General features: G+C 45.3%; 21 protein-coding genes and 1 pseudogene. 9 read left to right on the forward strand and 13 right to left on the reverse strand.

Features of this window, described 5'->3' with window-relative positions; genetic code table 11:
* Positions 1–100: 100 nt before the first annotated feature.
* The 5 genes from istB (MRK00_00295) to MRK00_00315 all read right to left on the reverse strand — a co-directional run bounded on the left by istB (MRK00_00295) (position 101) and on the right by MRK00_00315 (position 7,143).
* Complete coding sequence (gene istB, locus MRK00_00295; protein ID MDR4515834.1) at positions 101–859, reverse strand: IS21-like element helper ATPase IstB; 759 nt, start codon at positions 857–859, stop codon at positions 101–103.
* 12 nt (positions 860–871) lie between these two features.
* Entirely contained in the window at positions 872–2,392 is a 1,521-nt protein-coding gene (gene istA / locus MRK00_00300; GenBank protein ID MDR4515835.1) for an IS21 family transposase, read from the reverse strand.
* A gap of 150 nt (positions 2,393–2,542) precedes the next feature.
* Complete coding sequence (locus MRK00_00305) at positions 2,543–3,823, reverse strand: hypothetical protein (GenBank protein MDR4515836.1); 1,281 nt, start codon at positions 3,821–3,823, stop codon at positions 2,543–2,545.
* A gap of 423 nt (positions 3,824–4,246) precedes the next feature.
* Positions 4,247–5,341 (reverse strand): 6-carboxytetrahydropterin synthase, encoded by a 1,095-nt coding sequence (locus MRK00_00310; GenBank protein MDR4515837.1) that lies wholly within the window; start codon positions 5,339–5,341, stop codon positions 4,247–4,249.
* Between the two features lie 246 nt (positions 5,342–5,587).
* A protein-coding gene (locus MRK00_00315; protein MDR4515838.1) for an IS3 family transposase occupies positions 5,588–7,143 on the reverse strand; the annotation gives its coding sequence in 2 pieces (ribosomal slippage) (positions 5,588–6,687 and positions 6,687–7,143; 1,557 coding nt in all).
* 231 nt (positions 7,144–7,374) lie between these two features.
* Between MRK00_00315 and MRK00_00320 the strand changes: the two genes are divergently transcribed.
* The 3 genes and pseudogenes from MRK00_00320 (at position 7,375) to MRK00_00330 (ending at position 8,558) form a co-directional block, all read left to right on the forward strand.
* Complete coding sequence (locus MRK00_00320) at positions 7,375–7,647, forward strand: BrnT family toxin (GenBank protein ID MDR4515839.1); 273 nt, start codon at positions 7,375–7,377, stop codon at positions 7,645–7,647.
* Positions 7,634–7,858: a hypothetical protein gene (locus MRK00_00325; protein ID MDR4515840.1), complete on the forward strand. Its 225-nt coding sequence runs from the start codon at positions 7,634–7,636 to the stop codon at positions 7,856–7,858. Before MRK00_00320 ends, MRK00_00325 begins: the two co-directional genes overlap by 14 nt.
* A 573-nt stretch (positions 7,859–8,431) precedes the next feature.
* Positions 8,432–8,558 (forward strand): annotated as a pseudogene (locus MRK00_00330) (IS630 family transposase).
* Between the two features lie 340 nt (positions 8,559–8,898).
* Here MRK00_00330 and MRK00_00335 read toward each other — a convergent pair.
* Together MRK00_00335 and MRK00_00340 are read right to left on the reverse strand one after the other, a co-directional pair.
* Positions 8,899–9,198 carry a type II toxin-antitoxin system RelE/ParE family toxin gene (locus tag MRK00_00335; GenBank protein ID MDR4515841.1) on the reverse strand — a complete coding sequence of 100 codons (300 nt, stop codon included), beginning with the start codon at positions 9,196–9,198 and terminating at the stop codon, positions 8,899–8,901.
* Positions 9,179–9,472, reverse strand: coding sequence for a type II toxin-antitoxin system Phd/YefM family antitoxin (locus MRK00_00340; protein MDR4515842.1), 294 nt, complete (start codon positions 9,470–9,472; stop codon positions 9,179–9,181). The genes MRK00_00335 and MRK00_00340 overlap by 20 nt, the downstream gene beginning before the upstream one ends.
* 495 nt (positions 9,473–9,967) lie before the next feature.
* Here MRK00_00340 and istA (MRK00_00345) point away from each other — a divergent pair, with 495 nt between their 5' ends.
* From istA (MRK00_00345) to istB (MRK00_00355), 3 genes are read left to right on the forward strand one after another with little or no spacing between them, the layout of a single operon-like run.
* Positions 9,968–10,549: an IS21 family transposase gene (gene istA, locus MRK00_00345; GenBank protein ID MDR4515843.1), complete on the forward strand. Its 582-nt coding sequence runs from the start codon at positions 9,968–9,970 to the stop codon at positions 10,547–10,549.
* 17 nt (positions 10,550–10,566) lie between these two features.
* Complete coding sequence (locus MRK00_00350; protein ID MDR4515844.1) at positions 10,567–11,463, forward strand: hypothetical protein; 897 nt, start codon at positions 10,567–10,569, stop codon at positions 11,461–11,463.
* Positions 11,453–12,199 carry an IS21-like element helper ATPase IstB gene (gene istB / locus MRK00_00355; protein ID MDR4515845.1) on the forward strand — a complete coding sequence of 249 codons (747 nt, stop codon included), beginning with the start codon at positions 11,453–11,455 and terminating at the stop codon, positions 12,197–12,199. Before MRK00_00350 ends, istB (MRK00_00355) begins: the two co-directional genes overlap by 11 nt.
* A gap of 293 nt (positions 12,200–12,492) precedes the next feature.
* Here istB (MRK00_00355) and MRK00_00360 read toward each other — a convergent pair whose 3' ends face one another.
* Entirely contained in the window at positions 12,493–13,722 is a 1,230-nt protein-coding gene (locus MRK00_00360) for an IS701 family transposase (GenBank protein ID MDR4515846.1), read from the reverse strand.
* A gap of 185 nt (positions 13,723–13,907) precedes the next feature.
* Entirely contained in the window at positions 13,908–14,954 is a 1,047-nt protein-coding gene (locus MRK00_00365; GenBank protein ID MDR4515847.1) for an ADP-ribosylglycohydrolase family protein, read from the reverse strand.
* 319 nt (positions 14,955–15,273) lie between these two features.
* Here MRK00_00365 and MRK00_00370 point away from each other — a divergent pair, with 319 nt between their 5' ends.
* On the forward strand, positions 15,274–15,480 hold the full coding sequence (locus tag MRK00_00370; GenBank protein ID MDR4515848.1) for a hypothetical protein: 207 nt from the start codon (positions 15,274–15,276) through the stop codon (positions 15,478–15,480).
* Between the two features lie 153 nt (positions 15,481–15,633).
* On the opposite strand, the gene MRK00_00375 is transcribed toward MRK00_00370, so the two are convergent.
* The 4 genes from MRK00_00375 to MRK00_00390 form a co-directional block, all read right to left on the reverse strand.
* Positions 15,634–16,323, reverse strand: a complete 690-nt coding sequence (locus MRK00_00375; protein ID MDR4515849.1) for an O-methyltransferase — start codon at positions 16,321–16,323, stop codon at positions 15,634–15,636.
* Positions 16,324–16,342: 19 nt separating this feature from the next.
* Positions 16,343–17,449 carry an O-antigen ligase family protein gene (locus MRK00_00380; protein MDR4515850.1) on the reverse strand — a complete coding sequence of 369 codons (1,107 nt, stop codon included), beginning with the start codon at positions 17,447–17,449 and terminating at the stop codon, positions 16,343–16,345.
* 167 nt (positions 17,450–17,616) lie between these two features.
* Positions 17,617–18,375: an FkbM family methyltransferase gene (locus tag MRK00_00385; GenBank protein ID MDR4515851.1), complete on the reverse strand. Its 759-nt coding sequence runs from the start codon at positions 18,373–18,375 to the stop codon at positions 17,617–17,619.
* A gap of 22 nt (positions 18,376–18,397) precedes the next feature.
* Positions 18,398–19,681 carry a hypothetical protein gene (locus MRK00_00390; protein ID MDR4515852.1) on the reverse strand — a complete coding sequence of 428 codons (1,284 nt, stop codon included), beginning with the start codon at positions 19,679–19,681 and terminating at the stop codon, positions 18,398–18,400.
* 375 nt (positions 19,682–20,056) lie between these two features.
* Here MRK00_00390 and MRK00_00395 point away from each other — a divergent pair, with 375 nt between their 5' ends.
* Complete coding sequence (locus tag MRK00_00395) at positions 20,057–20,806, forward strand: 3-deoxy-manno-octulosonate cytidylyltransferase (protein MDR4515853.1); 750 nt, start codon at positions 20,057–20,059, stop codon at positions 20,804–20,806.
* 18 nt (positions 20,807–20,824) lie between these two features.
* Positions 20,825–21,586, forward strand: a complete 762-nt coding sequence (locus MRK00_00400) for an aldolase/citrate lyase family protein (protein ID MDR4515854.1) — start codon at positions 20,825–20,827, stop codon at positions 21,584–21,586.
* The last annotated feature ends 1 nt before the right edge of the window (position 21,587 follow it).

Below are 21,587 nucleotides of genomic sequence, written 5' to 3' on the forward strand. Positions count from 1 at the left end.
CTTAAGATCCTACGATGCAGGTGCATATTCCGGCGAAGTTGAACACTCATTCCGGGTGAATATGAACACAGATTTTTCCAACGCATGACGATTTGTATTTTTACTTTATTTGTTCATCTTGAGTCAACAAACTATTTCGTTTTCGCATAGATTCTCCTTTCAGTTGTAGTCGGTGTGCGTTATGCATTAATCTATCAAGAATGGCATCGGCAAGTGTGTTGTCACCGATACCGGTATACCATTGATCGGTAGGCAACTGACTGATGAGTATTGTGGATGTAGCGCCATGGCGGTCATCCATGATTTCCAACAGATCGTTACGATGCGCTGGTTTTAAGGGCTCGAGTCCCCAGTCATCAATGATCAGCAGTTGTAGTTTCGCCAATAGTTTCAGTTGTTTGTGATAAGAACCATCGGCCTTTGCTTGTGTCAGCATCAGTAATAAACGCGACAGGCGATAATATCGAACAGTTATTTCATGCAGACAAGCATTGTGTCCGATGGCGCAGGCCAGATAGGTTTTGCCGCTACCACAAGGGCCGGTGATCAATAGGTTTTGTCCCTTCTCAATCCAGTCAGCCTGTGCCAATCGTGCGATCTGTGACCGGGTAATATTACGCGGATGCTGGTAGTCGATATCTTGCACGTTGGCTTTGAGTTTAAAGTGAGCCTGGCGAACCAAGCGGTCTTGCTTGCGGTTTGTGCGCGTGAGGTTTTCTTCGTCGAGCAGCAGTTGCAGGCGTTCGGTAAACGGCAGATTGTCATAGGTGCCGGTTTGTTCCAATTGGCGTACCAGAGCATCGGCCATGCCAGAGAGTTTTAGCTGGCGCAGTTGTTGTAAAGCCTGTGTATGGGTCATGATGCCGTCCTGTTAATGGTAGTCCCTGGGGCCACGGATATTTTCATGGGCCTGTGGCAATTGAATATCGATATCCAGTTGTTGTGGCAATCGGTCGCGGTTGCTTTGCAGGATGGACTTGATCTGTTTGAGCCGATAAAGCCGCTGTACATTGGCGATTTTGCAGGCTTTGTCCAGGCGCGCCAAAGGATATTCCCGGCTGAGATTGAGCAGCCCTAGACAGACACGATAGGCCTGCTCGGGGTGCGCTTTGCTGCTCAGTTGATAATCCACCCACGCCAGTACTTCGCTGCCGATATCTTTGGCCCAGTTTTTTAACCGTCCCGGTGTCCATTGCTGGTGTTTCTGATGCCGGACTGGCATATGTGCCGGTAACGTTGTGGTTCCGGGGCGATGCGCTCGAGGATGTGAAGCAATCGGCCGCCCATTAAAGAACAGGCTGATCAGCGTTTCACTGGCGTGCAGTTGCAGATGTTCGCCGACATACTGGTGTGGTACCGAGTATTGGTGTTGCCGGTACTGAATATGGTAATCGATGTTGACCTTGACGGTTTTGATATCGACATAGGTATAAGGCTTTGTTGGCAATGGTTGCAAGGCTGGCTTTTCGAGTTGCTCAAAAGCCTGTTGGCGATTGCCGGGCAATTGTTTAAAAGGCCTGCGGTTTAAATCATCGAGCAGACTGGCAATACAACGATTAAGTTCAGCCAGGCTGAAGAAGGTTTGTCTGCGCAGCTTTGCCAGTATCCAGCGTTCAACAATTTGCACACCCACTTCAACCTTTGCCTTATCCTTGGGTTTGTAAGGCCGTGCCGGAATCACTGCAACCTGGTAATGAGCCGCCCATTGCTGGTAGCTGGGATTTAAATCAGGATCATAGCGGCAAGGTTTGCTGACGCCGGACTTCAGGTTGTCGGGCACAATGATTTCAGGACGACCGCCAAAGAATTCCAGCATACAGCTTTGGCTGGCCAACCACTCCGGCAGCGTCTGTCCAGTCGTGGCTTCAGCGTAGGTATAGTTTGATGCGCCCAGTGTGCCGACAAAAATCTGGGCCTGATGGATTTCACCACTGGCCGCATCAATGACCGGCACGGTTTGCCCGCAATAATCAACAAAACATTTTTCACCGGCTTTGTGCGTCTGGCGCATGGAACGCTTTTGTTTTTTCAGCCAGTGACGGTAACGGTCGCAGTATTGTGAGTAACTGTAGCAACGGTTGGGATGGGCGGCCGTATATTCTTCCCACAGCAACTGCTTGGTCATGCCTTTGCGTTTGAGCTCCTGATGAACGGCTGACCAATCAGGCTTGAAATATCGTGATGATACCGTGGTGTCAGACGATGGATAAAACAGACGGGCCAAGTCGGAATCATCCAGGTCATCAGGCAAAGGCCAGGATAGGCCCAGTTCGTCGGCACGAGACAGCAGCTTCTTGATGCTGCCCATACTTACTTTCGTGCTTTGACTGATCTGCCGGTACTTCAACCCGGCGCTCAGTCGCAAGCGTAAAACTTCTCTGATATTTCGCATTGTTATTCTCCTGGCTGCCAACGTCTGCCTCCCAAAAGGCAGACAGCTTAGCAAACTAAATAAAAACAATGCGTTGAAAAAATTCCGGTCATGTTGAACGCCTATTCCGGAAAATCAGTGAAAATGTTCACCTTCAACCGGAATGGCTGTTCACATTCGACCAGAATACGTGTTCACGTTGAGCCAGAATAGCTGTTCAGGTTGGGCCGGAATATGCAGCAGGCGATAGGTTTCTGACAAATGGGCTCGCAAGATACGAATAGCTTCAATAAGATCAGGATCATTTTCATCAGGCAAACCAATCAACTTTTGTTTCAAGGCGCCTACCAGTTCACTAAGTTGCTCATCACTTGGCAACTTTTCAACCAATTCATCCAAAATTGAATCTAGATACAGAACATTTTGTGGGTCTAATGAAGCAACAGCCTCAGCGAGTACTTGTCTATGAAGAATCTTTGTACGAAAACCATCTTCATCGGTGAGGTTATAGACAATGGGATCAAGCAGATGCAGCATACGCAAGAAGCCTCGTTCATTCCGCAATACGGGGGTGGCTGATAAAAGCAATATCCGTTCAATTCTACTTGAATGATGTTGAATGAATTTATAAAGTCGCATCGAATCTTCATCAATTCCAGAAGTCAGGTGATGAGCTTCATCGATAACCAGTAGATTTGTACTTTTTAAATACGATTCGACTTCGTCTAATAAATTAAATGGGATGACAAAAACTGATATATCGAGGAAGCCAACTAATCCGAAACGATGTATTAATTCTTGACGCCATTGCTGTACTAAGGGAGCAGGTACAAGTACAGTCACAAAATGATTCACAGGGTCATCTAATACTGCTTGGCGAATAATTACCCCTGCTTCAATAGTTTTTCCTAATCCGACTTCATCGGCCAATAGATATCGTTGTGATGGATCATTTAGAATACGTCTTATTATGTTGATCTGATGTGACTCAAGTTCGATAACAGATGAAAGTAACGCTGAAATTCCCCAGACCGCTCCTCTCTGAGAAATATAAGATTTCATGAAATCACTTCTAGCCTCTGCATACTGAGGAGTTTCTGTGATTACATTCGCTAAGTAATCAGTTGGATCAATAATCGGCTTTCTACAACGTACAAAAACATGTTCGTAGTCAATAAAAATGTCCTTTTTATCTGTAAATCGGACTTCAAGACCATCTCCAAAATCTTGTAGAACGCGACCCACTAACCATTGCCCCGTTAACTTATGCTTTGTATATATTCGAGTATTAGCGCCAAGTTTCTTAGAAACCACAATTTCTTTCCTAATTTCTCGAACTTCTCTTTGTGTTTGAGCAGGCGAGTCAAAGTATTCGACTCTACAGATATCACCCTTAACTTCAATAGCTTTTCCATACCCAAGAGATTCAAGACCTTTTACAATGCAGAACAAATGTTTTCTCCCAGCGCTTTTTCTAATACTGATAATCTTGTTAACTTAGATGCCAAATCTCCACTGTGAATCGCTTTATAAACTTAATTACTTGTTTTGTGCGTTTCTCTTAATCGGGTCCATCCCTGATTACTAGCTTTGCGCCAATCTTTAAACTTACGTATATCCAGTCTATCTCTTCAGGCGCGGGCAAAGCTTCACTGTTTTCAGCATCTACTTTTAATCCATGGTTGTAAAATACGTTTACTAACCCCACATTCATTTGAAGTACAAGTTCACCCAGTGCAAGCGTTAAAAGTATATCTCCTACTTGATTTGCTCATAAAGATCACAATCAGAGAACCGAGGTAATACTGTTGTCCGTTCTATATCGGAGATTTCTCCTCTCGGGATATATAAATTATTTTTCATTGTATAAGCCATTTAGATAGGCAAGGCTGGGCCATCATTTCCCCAACTCAATATAGCGCCGCATCCCCTTGTTTCGTACAGATCTATACGATCAAGTTGAGGTAGAATCGGCACAGTCTGGTCCCTAATCCAATGGATCAGGTTTGTTATATCCGCACTAATAAGTCCTGGTATTTCGTGCAACGGGTGATGATCCAGTTGTTTAAAAATCGGATCAAACAATTCCTTTACATCACCAAAATCAATAGTCCATCCCATAACATCGTCCAATGGTGCATTAAGGTGTAAACGTAAAGTATACGTGTGACCATGAATCCGCCTCCGACGATCACCATCGGGAGCACAAAGGAACTGAACAGCGCTATCAAACGTCATTTCTTTCCAAATACGGTAATTTTGTCCATCAAAATGTGCTCCACAACTTGCCGTCTCGTAAACGGTGATCCATGAAAGTTCTGGCAACAGAGGCTTAATACGTTGCCAAATCCAGCTTGATATGATTTCACTCGTTGGATTCTCCAATCCTGGTATGTCATTGAGACATGCATGATCCAACTGGTAAAAAATAGGTGCCCATAAAGTATCTAGATAATCGTAGTCAATGCCAATTTCACGAATCCCCAAATCTTGGTTTACATGGAGGATTACCTCAAAACCATGGCCATGCATGCGTCCACACTTGTGGCCTGCTGGAACATTTGGCAGTTGATGCGCTGATTCAAAAATATAGCGACGCCAAATGTGAGCATGCTCCGTTAGATCTAGATCGACTCCTTCATACAATGTACTTTGAACGCCAACACTTTCAATTCTTTGTATGTCAATACGAGACCTTATCCATCGTGCAAGATTTTCGTCCGTGGGTTGTTCCAATTCGCAATTAAGTTCACTGTAATCAAGTGGTGAAATGGTATCAGCAAGTTTTTTTCTAAGTTCATCAACCTTACTTCCAGTAAAATTTGTTTCCCTCTCAGGCAAAGTGCAGCGAATTTTTGCTAAAAAACTGTGGCCATGGAGTCGTCGTGATCGATGATTCTCTGGCAAAAGCAAAACTCGCCTGGCAGCTTCAAAATTTACAGCAGCAGTAAAAAGCAGTTGTTCATCCATATTAGGATTTAATTAATCTCTTGTATTTTGTATGAAACAGACGGGAAGGTACAATAATAGACAATATTAAGTTATATCAATACTTTTTTAATCCCCTCTTCTTATTGGCTGACACTCTTTCCAATACAACACTGTTCAATCTTGGGGGATTAGAAATCGAATTACAAGACCCACTGGGCGCTTAAATCATTTACTAACACCAAGTGATCGGTAGGTGTCAACATACTTTTCGCCTGAATACATCATTTAAGCAACTTTTTTCTCGCAACTTCCGGTGGGTTGCTCATTACCGGGATTAAGCTTCACAACAGGCTCGTGTGCCCAGTTTCTGGTTTTACCTGACCAACGTTCCGGATGTTTCCTTTTTGCTTTCTCATACACGCGTTTTCGTTGTTCCAGAATAGTGATATCCTCACCATTATGGCGTTGCGCTGGCGTTACATATTTTATACCGCTATGGCGATGACAATCGTTATACCAGTCAACAAAACGAAGCACCCACTGACGTGCTTCATCAAGGTTTTCAAAAGGTTTTGATGGATAAGTTGGCGCATATTTCATGGTTCTGAACAGCGCCTCTGAATAAGGATTGTCATTACTCACCGATGGACGGCTGAATGAGGGAACAACGCCGAGTTTTTGCATTGTTGCCAGCATGGTTGCACCTTTCATCGGACTGCCATTATCGGAATGTAATACGACCTCATGACCCGCAGGTAATATCTCAGTCAGGCGCGCCTTTCGCAAGACCTCTGCTGCCTGCTCTGACGACTCATTCTCATAGACTTCCCAGCCAACGATTTTACGACTATAAATATCCATAAACAGATACAGGTAAAAGAACACGCCTTTAAGCGTGCTGGCCAGGTAGGTGATGTCCCATGACCACACCTGGTTGGCCCCATCTGCAATATAAGCTGCCGGTTTCTTTATTGTGGCTGGATTAGCTGAACGCCCCCGGTGATGTAACTGACCGGCGTCACGCAAAATACGATAGAAGCTGCTCTCCGATGCCAGATAAATCGCTTTATCCGCTAATGCAGGCACAATCTGTTTGGGTGTCCGGTTGCAGAATTCTTCGCTGTTACAAACGGCGAGAATGTGTTTTCTTTCCTGCTCACTGAGTTTGTTAGCGGGCGTTTTCCTGATTGTCTGCCGACGATCTTCTGTGCCTGTAACCCGCCAGTGTTGTAACGTGCGACAGCTGATGCTGACGACTTCACAGGCCAGGTGCTGTCGCACACCTTGGTCCACTGCTTCTGCTATCAGTTTTATGGCCATCTGGCGATCCTGCGAAGATATTAGTCTTCCTCGCTTATTCCCCAGATGGCCTCGCACTTTTTTGACAATACCAATAGCGCAGCTGCTTCTGCCAGCGCTTTTTCCTTACGTTTGAGTTCAGACTCAAGACGTTTTATCTGTTTCTTGTCTTCATGGCGGCAGCGACTTTTCTCTTTCTCAACCTGAGCGTTACGTTGATAGCCTGACAAAGCAGCCGTTTTCCACTGCTGAACCTGCTCCGGATAAAGACCTTTGCTGCGGCAATACTCACTCAGTTGCGCACTGTTCAAGCCAGCCGTTTCAATTACAACCGCTAATTTATCTTCCGCCGTCCAATTCTCCGATTTGCTGTGATCTCCCGGCACTGCGATTCCTCCATTCCGATATTCTTTTCTCCATTTGTAAAGCGTAACATCAGATACGCCGGTTTCTTTACACAATTGCGGGGCAGACACCGGGTTGGGCGGCATCATTCTTTTGATTACTGAATCTTTAAATTCTTTCGAATAACATTTTTGCATCGTATCCTCTCGCTTCGCCCTTCAGGTTTTTAAGTTTTAAATGAGGCGAAAGGTATCCTGACACGTAGGGTGATCTATCACAGAAGTTCCGTGATAAAGTACTAATGAAACACGACCTGTAAAGAATGAATCGATTCTACTCAACAAAACGAGTTAAAATTGCTGCACATTACGATACATTATTTATTTACGATGTTAGGCAATCATTCAAGCGCGGGAAGTTAATTTTTTGTGGATTTTGAGTGGAATAAGAGCAAGGCTGAAATTAATCTCAAGAAACATGGCGTATCGTTTCAAGAGGCAGCTACGGTATTTGGTGACAAGTTAGCGCTAACGTTCAATGACCCAGATCATTCCATAGATGAGCACCGGTTGCTGACTTTCGGAGTAACACGAACTGGGAAGTATGTTGTAGTGTCTCATACTGAACTGGATACAACGATACGAATCATCAGTGCACGTCTAATGACAAAGCAAGAGAAAAAAATTTATGAAGAAGGCTAAGATAAAAGATGAATTGAGATCTGAATATAAGCGTGAAGACCTGGGGAAAGGCGTTCGTGGCAAGTATGCCACGGCATATGCTGAAGCACATAATATAGTTCTACTTGATCCGGAAGTAGCCAAGGCATTTCCAAGCGAAGAAGCGGTGAATAAGGCATTATTGTCCTTGATGAAAGAAGCACAAATATCAGAAGAACTTACCAAGAATTAGAACAAACGCAGAAAATTAGTACGGCAGCTTTAGACTTTGCAAAAAAAACGCTGTCAGACTAATGAATTAATTAATCGTTCCAAATATTGATGCACAGATTTTTTATATCTGCATGGTGGTTCAACAACTCGTTACATCAGTTGTGAATATTTTAGGGCACTCCAAAATTGACTGTGTCAAATTTGTGTCAGACCGCGACTGAAATACCGTTATTTGAGGTTGGATGACACTGATTTTAGCTGTGGCAAGCATTGTAAGTGTTTGATTTATAAAAGTCTATATCTTGCAGATATGCTTCGTAATCAGTAGGTCCGCGGTTCGATTCCGCGCAACAGCACCATATAATCAATGACTTGAAATTTTTCCGCAAGCCATTTTTATATCGGGGGTTACACCGGGGTTACATTGTAACAGTGTGACAACAATTATTGGGACACTCTTTTACTTTCTTTCCAAGTGATCAAATCAGATATTTTGTACCTGACTTTTACTGACGGGAACGGAATTTTCCGGATGCCAAGAAGATTACACTTGCATGGATAATCTGAATACACACAAGGACATCGCTGTATAAAGGCCTTTGAGCCAGAGATCGCGAACAGATTGATGGAAAAAATTGGAATTTATATATACCCCAAAGCATGGTAGTTGGTTGAAAATGGCCGAATGTGAATTCAGCGTATTGTCACCCGAGAAATTACCCTTTAAAAAAGATGCTAAATTCTGGTGCAGAATTTGCAATTGCCTTGCACATGACTGCTTGTGTCATATCGTTTAAATTTGCCTAATTTCCTCGAAGAACTTTTCAGATATTTCCCGATCATCATGTGTCATTAACATCCAATCTCCGAGATAGAGAATATCGAGTAACAGCCTGCATTCTTTTTTTGTAATATTTATTTCATATTGCATTTTCCCTTAAAACCGCAGAAGAATGATCATTCCGCTTGTGGCAGTGAATAGCTCCGGCAAAAGCAGCTTCGAGTCGAGTTTCAAATTCAGGGCAGTGTCTAATATGGCCAATTATTCCACTGTGGCAATTAAAATGGGTTTCGTTGCTGGGCAGTATGCTTGACATGCAAAATCTGGATAATGTCTTCCTGTATACGATAAATGACACGGTAATTCCCGAAAATAAGATTTCGTATCTGGAAATCATAGAACCGATCTTCATATGCGACAGGACAACTCTCAGGGAAATCTGTTAGTGCGTGTATTTTTTCATGGATAGCAAAATACCACTTTGCCGCATTATTCGGAGAATCATCGGCAATATAAAGATAAATATCTTCTATTTCTTTTGCTGCTTCTGGCGCGATATTAATCTTGTACCGAATCACGCTTTAATCCATGCCTCTTTTCAAATTCCTTAAAGAACTCATTGGCGGGAATACCCCTGCCTTCGTCATGAGATTTGGCTGCACGCGCTATTTTTTCCAGTGAGTCTAATAACTCAACCATTTTTTCATAGGCTTTGGCATCCTGGATAACGATTTCAGCTTTACCGTTCACCGTCAAGATTTCAGGTAATCCGGTCTTTTTTAACCGTTTGATATGCTCGGCAGGTTTGCGGCTAAAATCTGAAACGGGGTGTATGGCATCCATTTTAAACATGATAGTTAGACTGATAATTAGCAGAGAATTATCAGTTTATGGCATCGCTGTGTAGAAAGCAATCTTTTTGATAAAACTTCGCCATAAAATCTGGGTGAATTTTGGACGGCAAGCCGTTTGTACACAAATCAACTTCGATTGTATGCAAGGTTCGCTCCTTGAAAAATGGGTATGACAAAATGCCTTGCCTCTATAAAGTTCTCGGAGTCAAGTGCGATCTTTATTTCTTAAGGGCATCTCTAAAAATACCTTATATAAAGAGAATTTTTCCAAGCCGGGGAACGATTAGTTCGATTCCCGATATTTTTCTGTTCAAGAATTTGATTATTGCTCAGTTCAAGGCGTTTTGGGTTGTTATCCTCTCGTTTTTCCTATTTTAGGTGTAAATCGGCATGTAAAACTTACCAGAATTTTCTGGAAAATCGGCGTTGAAAAGTTTCCACTCTGAGATGATAAATTACCGGCATTTTGCTGGAGAACTTTGGAGTGATAGAGATGGATATAATTGCCGAAATCAGAAGGCGACATTTTGTCAGTAAAGAAAAAATCAGTTCAATTGCCCGTTCATTGGGGCTGTCCCGTCCTACAGTCAGGAAACATTTAAAGACGGAGGCTGAACCGGAATATCGGCGTCAAACGCAATGTGCGCCGAAGCTAGGAGAATTTAAAGCGTTATTGACCAGTTGGCTGGAAACAGAGGCATTGCTACCGCAAAAGCAGCGTCGAACAGCAATGCGATTATATGAAGGTTTGATAATTGAAGGTTATACAGGCGCTTATGACAGCGTTCGGCGTTTTGTAAAGCAGTGGAAAGCAGAGAACAAGGATACCCCGGCACCCAGGCAAACGTTTGTTCCTTTAGCGTTTAAACCCGGTGAAGTCTGTCAATTTGACTGGAGTCAGGAAGTTGTTGATCTGGGTGGGCGGGAACAAGTCGTCAAGGTGGCGCATTTTCGTTTGTGTTACAGCCGCAAGATGTTTGTCGTCGCTTATTTCAGGGAAGCGCAGGAGATGCTGATGGATGCGCATAATCGTGCATTTGCGTTCTTTGGTGGCGTGCCGCTGCAGATGGTTTAGACAATCCCAAGACAATTGTGGATGCGGTTTTGATGGGCAAAGAGAGAAAGTTTAATCGGCGGTTTATGGCATTGGCGAATCACTATTTGTTTGAACCGGTTGCCTGCACGCCGGCGGCCGGCTGGGAGAAAGGTCAGATAGAGAATCAGGTGGGTAATGTCAGAGAATGGCTGTTCACGCCGCGCATAAAGTTTGCAACGCTGGATGACTTAAACCGCTGGCTGGCGCAGCGTTGTCATGAGCTGTCAAACAGGAAGCATCCTGATTTTGCACAAACCATTGCGGAATGTTTTCAGCAGGAACAACCGTTATTGCGGCAAATCACAACACCATTTGCCGGTTATGTTGAGCACCTGATGAAAGTCTCCAGAACCTGCCTGGTGCGTGTTGACCGGAATCAGTACAGTGTACCGGCCCAATGGTCCGGGAAGGTGGTTTCGGTCAGAGTATTTGCCGGTCATCTTGATATTGTGGCGGAGGGAAAAGCGATTGCGACGCATCAACGCAATTTCCTGCGCGATCAGCTGATCTGTAATCCATGGCATTATTTGCCCGTGCTGGAGAAGAAACCCGGTGCTATCCGTCACGGCGCGCCATTCCAGAACTGGGAACTACCGGAATCGATCCGTCACGTACGTGAGAAACTTCAGAAGCAAGATAAAAATGAACGCGCTTTTGTTGATCTGTTGTTATTGACCCGCGAAGCCGGTCTTGATGCACTTGAGACAGCCTGTGAACTGGCGTTGGAATCCGGTGTTGTCAATGCCAGTGTGTTGCAGAATGCTATACGGCGTTTGATTGAACCAGTTCGTTCCAAGACATTGAATACCGGCGATACCTTACAACTAACCACTGAACCGCTGGCCGATTTCCAGCGTTACGATCATTTGCTTGGAAGCCGCCATGTCCACTGACTTGCTTACCCAACTCAAAGCATTGCATCTGTATGGCATGAGCGACGCCTGGTCTGAGTTAAGCGCTGAAATGCCGCAACGCAAGCAAATATCGCCGGAAACCGTATTAAGCCAACTGATCAATGCCGAAATAGCCGAACGCCAGCTACGCAGCCTGAAATACCAGATGAAGGCTGCAAAGTTTCCAATCCACCGCGACCTGGTGAAATTCGACTGGAATGAAACGCCACTCTCACGCCAACAGATAGAACAGCTCTCAACGGCTGCTTTTATGGATGATGCACATAACCTCATCCTGGTCGGTGGCACCGGTACCGGCAAAACCCATTTGGCCACAGCACTGGGCGTTGCCGCTATTCATCATGGCAAACGCATTCGATTCTTCAACGCTGTGGACTTGGTTAACCTGCTGGAGCAGGAAAAACAACTGAATAAAACCGGACACCTGGCCAGAAGGCTCATTCAGATTGACGCAGTCATCCTTGATGAACTGGGCTATCTGCCTTTCCCGGAATCAGGTGGCGCACTCCTGTTTCACTTGATCAGCCAGCTGTATGAGCGCACTTCACTCATTATAACGACCAACCTGAAATTCAGTGAATGGGTGCAGGTTTTTGGCGATGCCAAAATGACCACTGCATTGTTAGACCGTATTACACATCATTGCGACATCCTGGAAACCGGCAATGATTCTTACCGTTTCAAACATCGAAAACAATGTATAAAAACCAATTAACCAACTAAACAAGGTGGAAACTTTTCGACGCCGATGACTGGAAAATTTTCAATGCCGATTGACAGTTACAGGCATCAAACCTTAATACTTTGTATATTCCGTGCGATATTAGGTGCCAGCTTTGAAGATCGCAGGATCATAGGCATATATCCACATCTTGGATAAGTGTCGTGCAGAAAAACTTGACTACAGTTAAGCTTTCTCTATACCTGCGGCAAGATCTGTGGCCAGTTTCTCGAGTGTGTTTGCCTTTTCAAGCCCATCAATGAAGCGCCTAGTTCTACTTTGTCAGATTACCCAAAAGCCACTTTTCGCCTAGCAAAAGACTTTTTAGCGCTGAGCCGTCGCCGGTGCCGCTTATGAATAACATCTGCCAGATCCTCGGTGGTAAGTTGTCTTTTTGGCAGCATGTGCGCTAATGCGGTCACCAGGTCATTGAAGGATAACATCGGCCATTGCTTGCGCCCAAGCATCTTTTGCTTGACCAAGAATAGCGTTGCCAGCATGACTAGCGCCATGTGATGATGCCATGCATCCCACCGGCGCACTTGATAATCAGCCATGCCACATTCGCTTTTTGCTTCATGAAAGCTGTGCTCAATGAAGAAACGCTGCGCCTGTACTTGCGCCAGTTGCTGTAACGGTGTTTCAAGTGACGCGTTGGATAAGCTATAATGCGATATTTCGCTAGCGCCAACCTCCCGCTTTGCCAGCAAGTGCCAGCGATGCGCTTGTTTCTCGCTGCCATCCCATACCCATACAAATGCATGAAGATATTCCGCTTCCAGCATACCTTTCTCGCCTTCGCGCAGTTTAATGCGCCGCCATACTGCATCCGGCTGCTCTGATACCCATTGATCAACACGTATCGCCTCAGATTGTGCTTTCAGGCGTTTCGGTTGCCTGCCACGGCTATTCCAGGCAGGAATGCCCGGTTTTGGGTCTTCAAGATAAACCATCTGCCGACAGTGAACATCAGCGACAAATGTGCAGCCAAGTTTATCAACACCACGCAAGAAAGCAGGATCCTTGCCATAGCCGCCATCAATGCCGACATAACCAAAACGCACACCGCGTTGTTTGGCTGTTTCGATCATTGATAATGCAATCTCGCATTTGCTTTGATAATACTGGCATGCCTCAGGTATTGCTGCTTTCTTGCAACGATCCGAATCGCTCATCCAATGTTGTGGCAAATACAGGCGCGCATCAATCAAACTGGCCATGCTGTTTTGGCACAAACTGGCAAATACACCAACCTGACAATTGTCTACCTTACCAAGACGGCCATTCCATTGTCGGGAAACACCTGCTGATGATTCGCCTTTCTTCGCAAAAGCGCTTTCATCGATAATCAAAACAGCAGCAGAACCACCCAACAACGCATCCGTCTCAATCGCAATCTGCTCGCCAAATCCATTCCAGTCAATCGCGTCTGATGTCAGCATGTGTTGCATCGCCTGGTGGTCAACTTCATTGACTTCGCCCATGCGTAACATATTTGCTCGTTCAGATTGAAACAGTCCACGCAGGTAGCCATAGAATGTCGCTGACGCATCGCGCGTCGCCGATACAAAAAATGATGAAAATAACGATAAATGTGCGCTAAGCGCTTCTGGAAGCCCCTGAAGGGCAAATTGGAGTGACCGTTTAGTATTTTCACGACATGATCGTGATTAATAATTATTAAACAAAGTGTTATTATACATCAGTTTGATACACTTTTGGGGTCATTTGAATCTGACAAAGTAGAACTAGGAATACCTGATAAACCGATTTGGGCACCCGTAAGTGCCCCAGTGAGTATCGCTCGCGCCTGATTCTGTCCGCCACCATTGATTGCATGAAGAATAGCTGATTCAAAATCGTTATGAAACCGTGCCGATAAATAATAAGCCGCCGGTATCTGATGATAGATTGCACAAGGCATCCCATACATAATGGATACTTTCCACGCAGGCTCTAGTCGAATATCCGGATCTGTTGCCGCAGCTGCCATATAAGAGGGTGTAAGCAAGGCATCAGGAGAAGAAAAACGACCGGCACGTGGCGGATCCGGGTCTCCAGGTTTGGGTGGTTTTAAATCATCAGCAGTCACTGCATGAAAAGGTAGCTTGCCATTTTTTACTAATTTCATGAGTTTTTTCGACAACTCGGTGTCGAGAATATGTCCTTGTACCAAATGCCCAAGAACAGCTCCAAAAGCAACCGTCATTGAAACAACAATATGGTCAGTCTGGGTCAGCATTGTATTGTTAGTAATAGCTGCAGCCATATAATCAGGTTGGAATGCATAGCGAACAGCAATTGCAAGCGTGCGTTCAATCGCCTCAATCGTATCAGCATGCCCTCCTGTTTGTTTCCAAGGAAATTTCTGTTCGACGCGACGTCGCCATGCTTCACGGATCGATTGGCTTGTGTAATTGCCAGGTCCACTAACAGGAGTGCCATCAAGCAATGGAAAAAGTTCCTCGTCCATTCGTCGACAAAAATCATCTTCATCATATCCACTACATTCAATAAGTGAACGAATAGTCAGTGTCAAAATAAAACCCGCCTGAGATAATTGGCCAGCTTTACAACCGATATGATAGCGACTGGGCTTTGGATCGGTATAGTCATCTATCCAATCACCATAATCGCGACGAAGCTCGTTAAGGTCATAGTACCAATGAGGACCCAAGCCTAGCGCATCTCCAATGAATGCGCCCATGATTGCCCCCATAGCACGGTCCTTAATTTCATTTATCATCATGTCTTTATCCCATGCTCTGTATTCAATTCTGGCAGTTTACAAAATGTTAGTAGCTGTACACCGTAACACAATACTCCTAAATCTGACTGGTAGAAAAAACTGAGCTGCAAGATAAAGCTAACGTAATAAATAGCTTGAAGTATTTATACCACAACACAAAAATACATATCTTTAACGGCATGTTAGATGAGATCCCTTCTAGAGGCGTGGACTGGCAGCGTTTATCGGCATCGCCGCCTGGCGCATTTGCGGGCATAGAAGCAGTCTGATAATTAAATATTTACAGCAAGTTAGGCTGACTTTTGGTATAATAACAGCCATGAAATCACTGGCGCAGCTCGACCAATTAAACCTTGATGCGGATACCAAACAACAGGTCGCCGGTATTGTTCAAGCATTACTTGATCAGGCGCAACAAGAGATTCGTGCACAGGCATTCAAGATCGAGGCATTGACCATGGAGCTGGCGCATTTGCGCCGCATCCGCTTCGGCAAGAATAAGAATAAAATGACAGCACAAAATTGAGTTGTGTCAAATTTTTGAAAAATCTGGATAACGAGAGATACTTATTTAACCCGGATTGCCAGAATGGAAGGCTGAAATTTTTCTTATATCCCCAGACCTGTCAAATGTACCAACTGTTTTCGAAGCATAAGAAAGTCTTTGGCCTCGCCTCTTCTATGCATCTTTTTTGCGCGCGACCATAACACCGTCACGTGTTGGATTGATAAACGCATCAAAGTCAGGGTCATTGAAAATCATTTGATTGTGCTCAACAATCGCTTCGGTCCAGCCGAGCACGATATCGGTATAGGTTTCTGCGGCTACGCGGCCATGCCACAGGACATTGTCTGCAATATAGAGTCCACCAGGACGAATCCTGTCTTTCGCCATTTGCCACACTTCCGGATAACCGCCTTTATCGACATCGTTATAACAGATATCAAAAAAGCCGTCAGTCTGAGCAAAAATATCCTGCGCCATACCCACTCTGAAGTCAATACGACCCCATAAACCGGCCGATGACAAAAATTTCTCCGCGCCATCTCTGTTTTCACTGTTACCGTCACTGCAGATAACTTGCCCTTCCTCACCAACAGCGCGCGCAAACCAGTAAGCAGAATAACCGTAGCCACTGCCAAATTCAAAAACACGCTTCGCATTAATCATTTTTGCCTGTGTCTCCAGAAAGAGTCCGACCAGTCTTTGAATGATCGGAAAGCTTTTCTGTTTGGCAAGCTCTTCCATTTCAATCAATACGGGATGATCCGTTTTATCGACTAGGCCACGCATATATCCTTCGATTGCCGGATGTACAGGAATAATTACACTCGGATTCTCTGATGTTGGCGTGAGTATTTTATCCATAGCAACCCCCATTGTTTCCTTAATCCGGCGTCAAGGTCGTTCCGGTATGACGAACCACATCGAATACTTCGCGCTGCCAGCAAATAATTATCGCAGTTATCACCAGCAACAATACCGGTATTCTGCCAAAAATCATAAATGTCTCGGTCAATCCCGATAAACCTATAAAACTCATTATACCAATACCCAGCAAGGTCAGTTGGCTTCGCCTAAACGTCTGAAACCATGCCCATAACAGAAACAGTAACGCCATAATACCCAGCGCACCCAATTGCATGCCGATTTCTATCCAGTCATTGTGGTAATGCGAGGTTCGAAGAAATTTCGGCAGATCCTTGTAAATTCCACTCTTATATTGTGTCACTGTCTGGTCAAAATAATGTTCCGGCATCCCCGTACCGTGACCCACAAGGGGTTTCTCTGCAATTCCGTGAAGACCCACATCCCAAATCCCGATGCGATAACCGATACTGCTGCTGTAATCACCTTGCTGCATTCTCTCAAAATCAATTCCGGCCTGCTTCCATCTTTCCTGGGCAACAGGGCTGGAATTTGCAAAAAAAACGGCGGCCAGTAGCAGCATTATGGCTATCCCAACCAGCGCAGATAATGTCACCCTGAAATAAATGACGATCAGGACCAACTGTGTTAATACCGTTGCCAGCAAAAAACCGCGCGCACCCTGATGAAACTGAAGGTACAGCAAAATCAGCGATAGTACAACCAGGCAAATCTGAACAACAATATTGCGGCTCATACAGGCCAAGCAGCTTGCAAGTACGCTGCCCACGCCCAGCATAGCGGAAAAAGTCAGATACGTCATATTGAATACGGGAATGCCCTGTTCTTCCTCAACCATCCAGACATATAATCCGGTAAACAACACCAGACAATACCCCGCGAGCACGGCACCAATAACCCACGGTAACCGCTGTTTATTCAGTAGTGCCAAAAAAGGTACATAGACCAGCAGCAAGAAATATTTCGTCCATTTGTGCCGGCCTTCCAATGACGCATCACTCCAAAACAAACCCAGCAACAAAACAGCGCATAATACAAATATTGCCTGAACCAGTGGTTCCTTAATGATTCTTCCAAATGATGGCGCACGGCTATCGTCGATCAACCATGCACATACGAGAAAAACGACTATGAATATATACAGGACACTAAACCACAGGCCCACACAAAAGCAGACAAGGGAAATCCTGATTAGGATTTCGCGCTGAGGTACGTTTAATTTTTCCACATCCAACAAAATCGTTCAGCAAATAAAGACCAGAATTCAGATAATCAACCGCGTTCAAATATGAAACAGGTTTCTCCCCAGTTCCGGGTTGTTTTATGTTTGACCTTAAACCCTGCAGCATGCATTAACTGCACAGCTTCTTGCTGTTCCTCGTCGGTACCGAGTTCGACAATGACAGATATCAGTTGCGGATTGTTGAGCACATGCGCCGCACCTTTTAAAATGGAAATTTCGATACCGTCCACATCGATCTTCATATAATTGGGGCAAGGGAAACCCCAACTGCTGCACAAATCATCCAGTGTTACACCAAACATGCCCTGAGTATGCGATGTAGGAACTCTCATGTTGCGGATATCTTCCTGGCCGAATTGGGAGCGATTTCCACCCGGTATGAATTTAGGAATATAGAGTTTGGAAAATTCGGTTTTACCCGAGACCGCCACACAATATGCGGCAATACTATCGGTAAGATTATTGATAAAAATATTCTTGTTAAGCGAATAATAATTATTGCTTTGCGGCTCGAATGCAAAGACCTGAACGGACTTCCCATATTTTTTTGCCGGATACAAAGAATACTGTCCAATATTAGCGCCAATATCGAAATAACATGTCCCGGGCTTGAGCTGATCGAGCCAATCCAGTGTATCGGGTTCTTTAACTGAATAAGTCTTCGCTCGTCTGAGAACGCGCCAGTGATCAACAGCGATACGAATCTGCAGGCCTCTGACCGTGACACGGATAGAACCACCTATTAACTGGTAAAACGCTGCAACGCAGTTATTTAAAAAACTGATCATCAAAGCACATCCTTGGTTTGGTTCATTCAGCTGTTTTTATTTTCCCGGACGATTCTTCCAGCAACTCCACGTAATGCTCCAGTACCTTGTCATCCGGTACATCGAGCATTTCTGTCAAGAATTCCAGACGATGTGCATCGACATAAAAGTCATCACAGCCAAGTGTTAAAAAATGATTGATTTTTTCGTACACATCATCCCGGCACCTGAGCTCTGTTTCCGGCATGTAATGGGCTACGGTAGAACGCCCTGCGATCAGATAATCGGCAGCCAGCACCGGCTTTCTGGTCCTGACAGCTTCAAAAATAACCGAAGTAGCCAGATCGATAATGACATCCGCCCAGTTCATCAAATGCACTGAATGCGCTTTATCATCGGCAATACTGACATTCGGCAGCTTTTTGATTGCTTTGTCTTTTGTCAGCGATTGCTTCCATCCGCTGCGCGTATGCGGCTTAATCATAATTTCAATCCCGGGAAATTCTGCAATCATATGTACCACTTCGCCGACTTCTTCCCAGAAAGTCGTAAAATTGGCCTTTCTGAGAAAGATCACTATTTTAAGCCGGCTGTCCGACGGCGTTATTGGCGATGGCGGCAGAATTTCAACCAGTTTTGACAGCCATTCTTCACAAAAGCGCGGCGAGCCCAGTACCGCTATTTTTTGTTCACCGAGGTAAGGGCGAAAACGCTTTGCGCATAGTTCATTGGGAACGACCAGACAATCAAAAACATCTGCGTTGGAAAAGACCGTATCCGGCCCGAGTTTCCGTTCTCCACGGCGAATCAACTGATTGACATGCGGACTGTCCCCATGCGGCAGCGAGATGACGCTGAGTTTTCTGGCATGCGCCATTTCAATCAGGATTTTTATCCATTCAACACTGATGACTGAATTTCGCTCCACCCAGTCAAAGGTAATCACACCACCGTTGCTGTTTTCAAAACATCGCCGGAACAGTGTTTCGTTTGTTTGCCGCCAGACTTGCTCGCGCCGAGATTCATCATAGCGCTCGGATAACCGCTTCGCCAACAAACCCAGCACGGGTATACGCCTGACATTGCCGGTTAGCATGTACATTTGCAAACGCCACTTTAAGAAATGCAACCAACCCAATACCTCGCGCATATGCGCAACGCGTACACCAGAAAGCTGTTTTAAAAACTGTATCCGGTAATCACGACGAAACTTTGCCGATCCAAGCAGCACTACATCGCATTGGTGTCCCGAATCAGCCCACTTGTAAATCACCGGTGTGATATGGTCTATATCATTATAATGACGAAGAAAAAAAAGGGCTCTCATCCCTGAGAATATGAACGTAAATTAATTGAAATCGAAAACAATCTTAAACATTAAGGGCTCATCCGGCGCGGACCAATTGTCTGCGACTGCCAGCGCAGATGTACTCTATACACATACCACATACCACATGCACACCTAACAAGCCGGTTAATTCTACACGCCCGGTCATGACTTTGCCAGAAAACCCCAGAAAAGCACAATTCTTGCTACAAAACTGTCGCAATCAAGCAACTGCGCAGCACTGGTTGCTGATTTAGCCACGAACCCCCCGAATAAATTTGCCCTGACTGACTGATAAATTGGATAATAGCCAGTTATGCAAAACGACATATTGAGATTTCTCAATCAAATAATCAATAATTTAAACGATTCAACATGAAAACAATTGCTGTCATCCCTGCACGCATGGGTTCAACACGTTATCCAGGTAAACCGATCGCGCCGTTATTGGGTCGTCCGATGATTGAGCATATTTATAAACGCGTCGCGCTAAGCAAAGCGCTTGACGCCACCTATATCGCCACCTGTGACGAGGAAATTCGCGAAGTTGCGGAAGGTTTCGGCGCAACAGTCATTATGACGGCCGATACACATGAACGCGCGAGTGACCGTGTCGCTGAAGCGGTGGTTGATCTGGACGCTGATTTGATTGTCATGGTGCAAGGCGACGAACCCATGACACATCCGGACATGATCGATGCTGCAGTCGCGCCGTTCAAGGATGACCCCGAACTGGGTTGCGTCAATCTGGTGCGCCGCATTGACCAGGAATCCGATTTTCGTGATCCCAATACGATCAAAGTTGTCATGGATCAATCCAGCAATGCGCTTTATATGTCGCGCCAGCCTATCCCGACATTGGCAAAAGCAGGCTTTGCACAAACAATTGCGCACAAACAGGTATGCATTATTCCATTTCGCCGTGACTTGCTTTTCCGTTACACTAACCTGTCACCCACACCACTCGAACAACTTGAATCTGTCGACATGATGCGTTTGCTGGAACATGGATACACGGTCAAAATGGTACCGACCGAATTCAACACCCAGGCGGTTGATACCGAAGCAGACCTGGCGCGTGTTGCCAGACTGATGGAGAACGATCCATTGCTATCCCGTTATTGATCCCTATAACCAATTAAAATGCAGCTAAAATCAAAACTTTCGCACTCCGCGGTAACCATTGGCTCTTGGATCACATTGGGCCATACGGCGATTGCCGAAATCATGGCCGAAGCCGGCTTCGACTGGCTGGTGCTCGACATGGAACACAGCGTCCTGGAACTGAGCGAAGTCCAAACTATCATCCAGGTACTCGATGGCAAACAGTGCCCGGCGATTGTTCGACTCACATCCAATCATCCCGATCAGATCAAACGCGTTATGGATGCCGGCGCAACCGGTGTCATGGTGCCAATGATCAAATCCGCAGCCGATGCTCAGGCTGCCGTTGATGCGGTCTATTACCCGCCACGCGGGCAGCGCGGCGTTGGTCTCGCACGGGCGCAAGGCTTTGGAGCAAGCTTTCCCGCATACCAACAGTGGCTGGAACACAATGCCGTCATTGTCGCCATGATCGAGCATATCGACGCAGTAAATGCAATTGACTCAATTCTGGCTGTGCCGGGTATCGATGCCTATATCATCGGCCCTTATGATCTTTCGGGTTCCATGGGCCGACCTGGCGATCTGAATCACCCTGACGTGCAAAACGCCATCGCCCGCATACTCGACGCGGGAAAACACGCTCAAAAACCCGGCGGCATCCATGTTATCGAACCCGATCCCGAAGCATTGCAGCAGCGTATACAATCCGGATTCAATTTTCTGGGTTACAGTCTGGATATCCGCATTCTGGATTCCATCTGCCGCAATCACCTGCAACAGATACGCAAAACATTGTAAA

Origin of the sequence: Nitrosomonas sp., assembly GCA_031316255.1 — a bacterium.
GTDB lineage: Bacteria > Pseudomonadota > Gammaproteobacteria > Burkholderiales > Nitrosomonadaceae > Nitrosomonas.

Bases quoted from the DNA above. Each gene is read 5' to 3' on its own strand.
- MRK00_00395 (MDR4515853.1), top strand. From the start codon at position 20,057: ATGAAAACAATTGCTGTCATCCCTGCACGCATGGGTTCAACACGTTAT.
- MRK00_00390 (MDR4515852.1), bottom strand. From the start codon at position 19,681: ATGAGAGCCCTTTTTTTTCTTCGTCATTATAATGATATAGACCATATC.
- MRK00_00325 (MDR4515840.1), top strand. From the start codon at position 7,634: ATGAAGAAGGCTAAGATAAAAGATGAATTGAGATCTGAATATAAGCGT.
- istB (MDR4515845.1), top strand. From the start codon at position 11,453: ATGTCCACTGACTTGCTTACCCAACTCAAAGCATTGCATCTGTATGGC.
- MRK00_00340 (MDR4515842.1), bottom strand. From the start codon at position 9,472: ATGTTTAAAATGGATGCCATACACCCCGTTTCAGATTTTAGCCGCAAA.
- MRK00_00400 (MDR4515854.1), top strand. From the start codon at position 20,825: ATGCAGCTAAAATCAAAACTTTCGCACTCCGCGGTAACCATTGGCTCT.
- istA (MDR4515835.1), bottom strand. From the start codon at position 2,392: ATGCGAAATATCAGAGAAGTTTTACGCTTGCGACTGAGCGCCGGGTTG.
- MRK00_00375 (MDR4515849.1), bottom strand. From the start codon at position 16,323: ATGGATAAAATACTCACGCCAACATCAGAGAATCCGAGTGTAATTATT.
- istA (MDR4515843.1), top strand. From the start codon at position 9,968: ATGGATATAATTGCCGAAATCAGAAGGCGACATTTTGTCAGTAAAGAA.
- MRK00_00365 (MDR4515847.1), bottom strand. From the start codon at position 14,954: ATGATGATAAATGAAATTAAGGACCGTGCTATGGGGGCAATCATGGGC.
- MRK00_00370 (MDR4515848.1), top strand. From the start codon at position 15,274: ATGAAATCACTGGCGCAGCTCGACCAATTAAACCTTGATGCGGATACC.
- MRK00_00310 (MDR4515837.1), bottom strand. From the start codon at position 5,341: ATGGATGAACAACTGCTTTTTACTGCTGCTGTAAATTTTGAAGCTGCC.
- MRK00_00385 (MDR4515851.1), bottom strand. From the start codon at position 18,375: ATGATCAGTTTTTTAAATAACTGCGTTGCAGCGTTTTACCAGTTAATA.
- istB (MDR4515834.1), bottom strand. From the start codon at position 859: ATGACCCATACACAGGCTTTACAACAACTGCGCCAGCTAAAACTCTCT.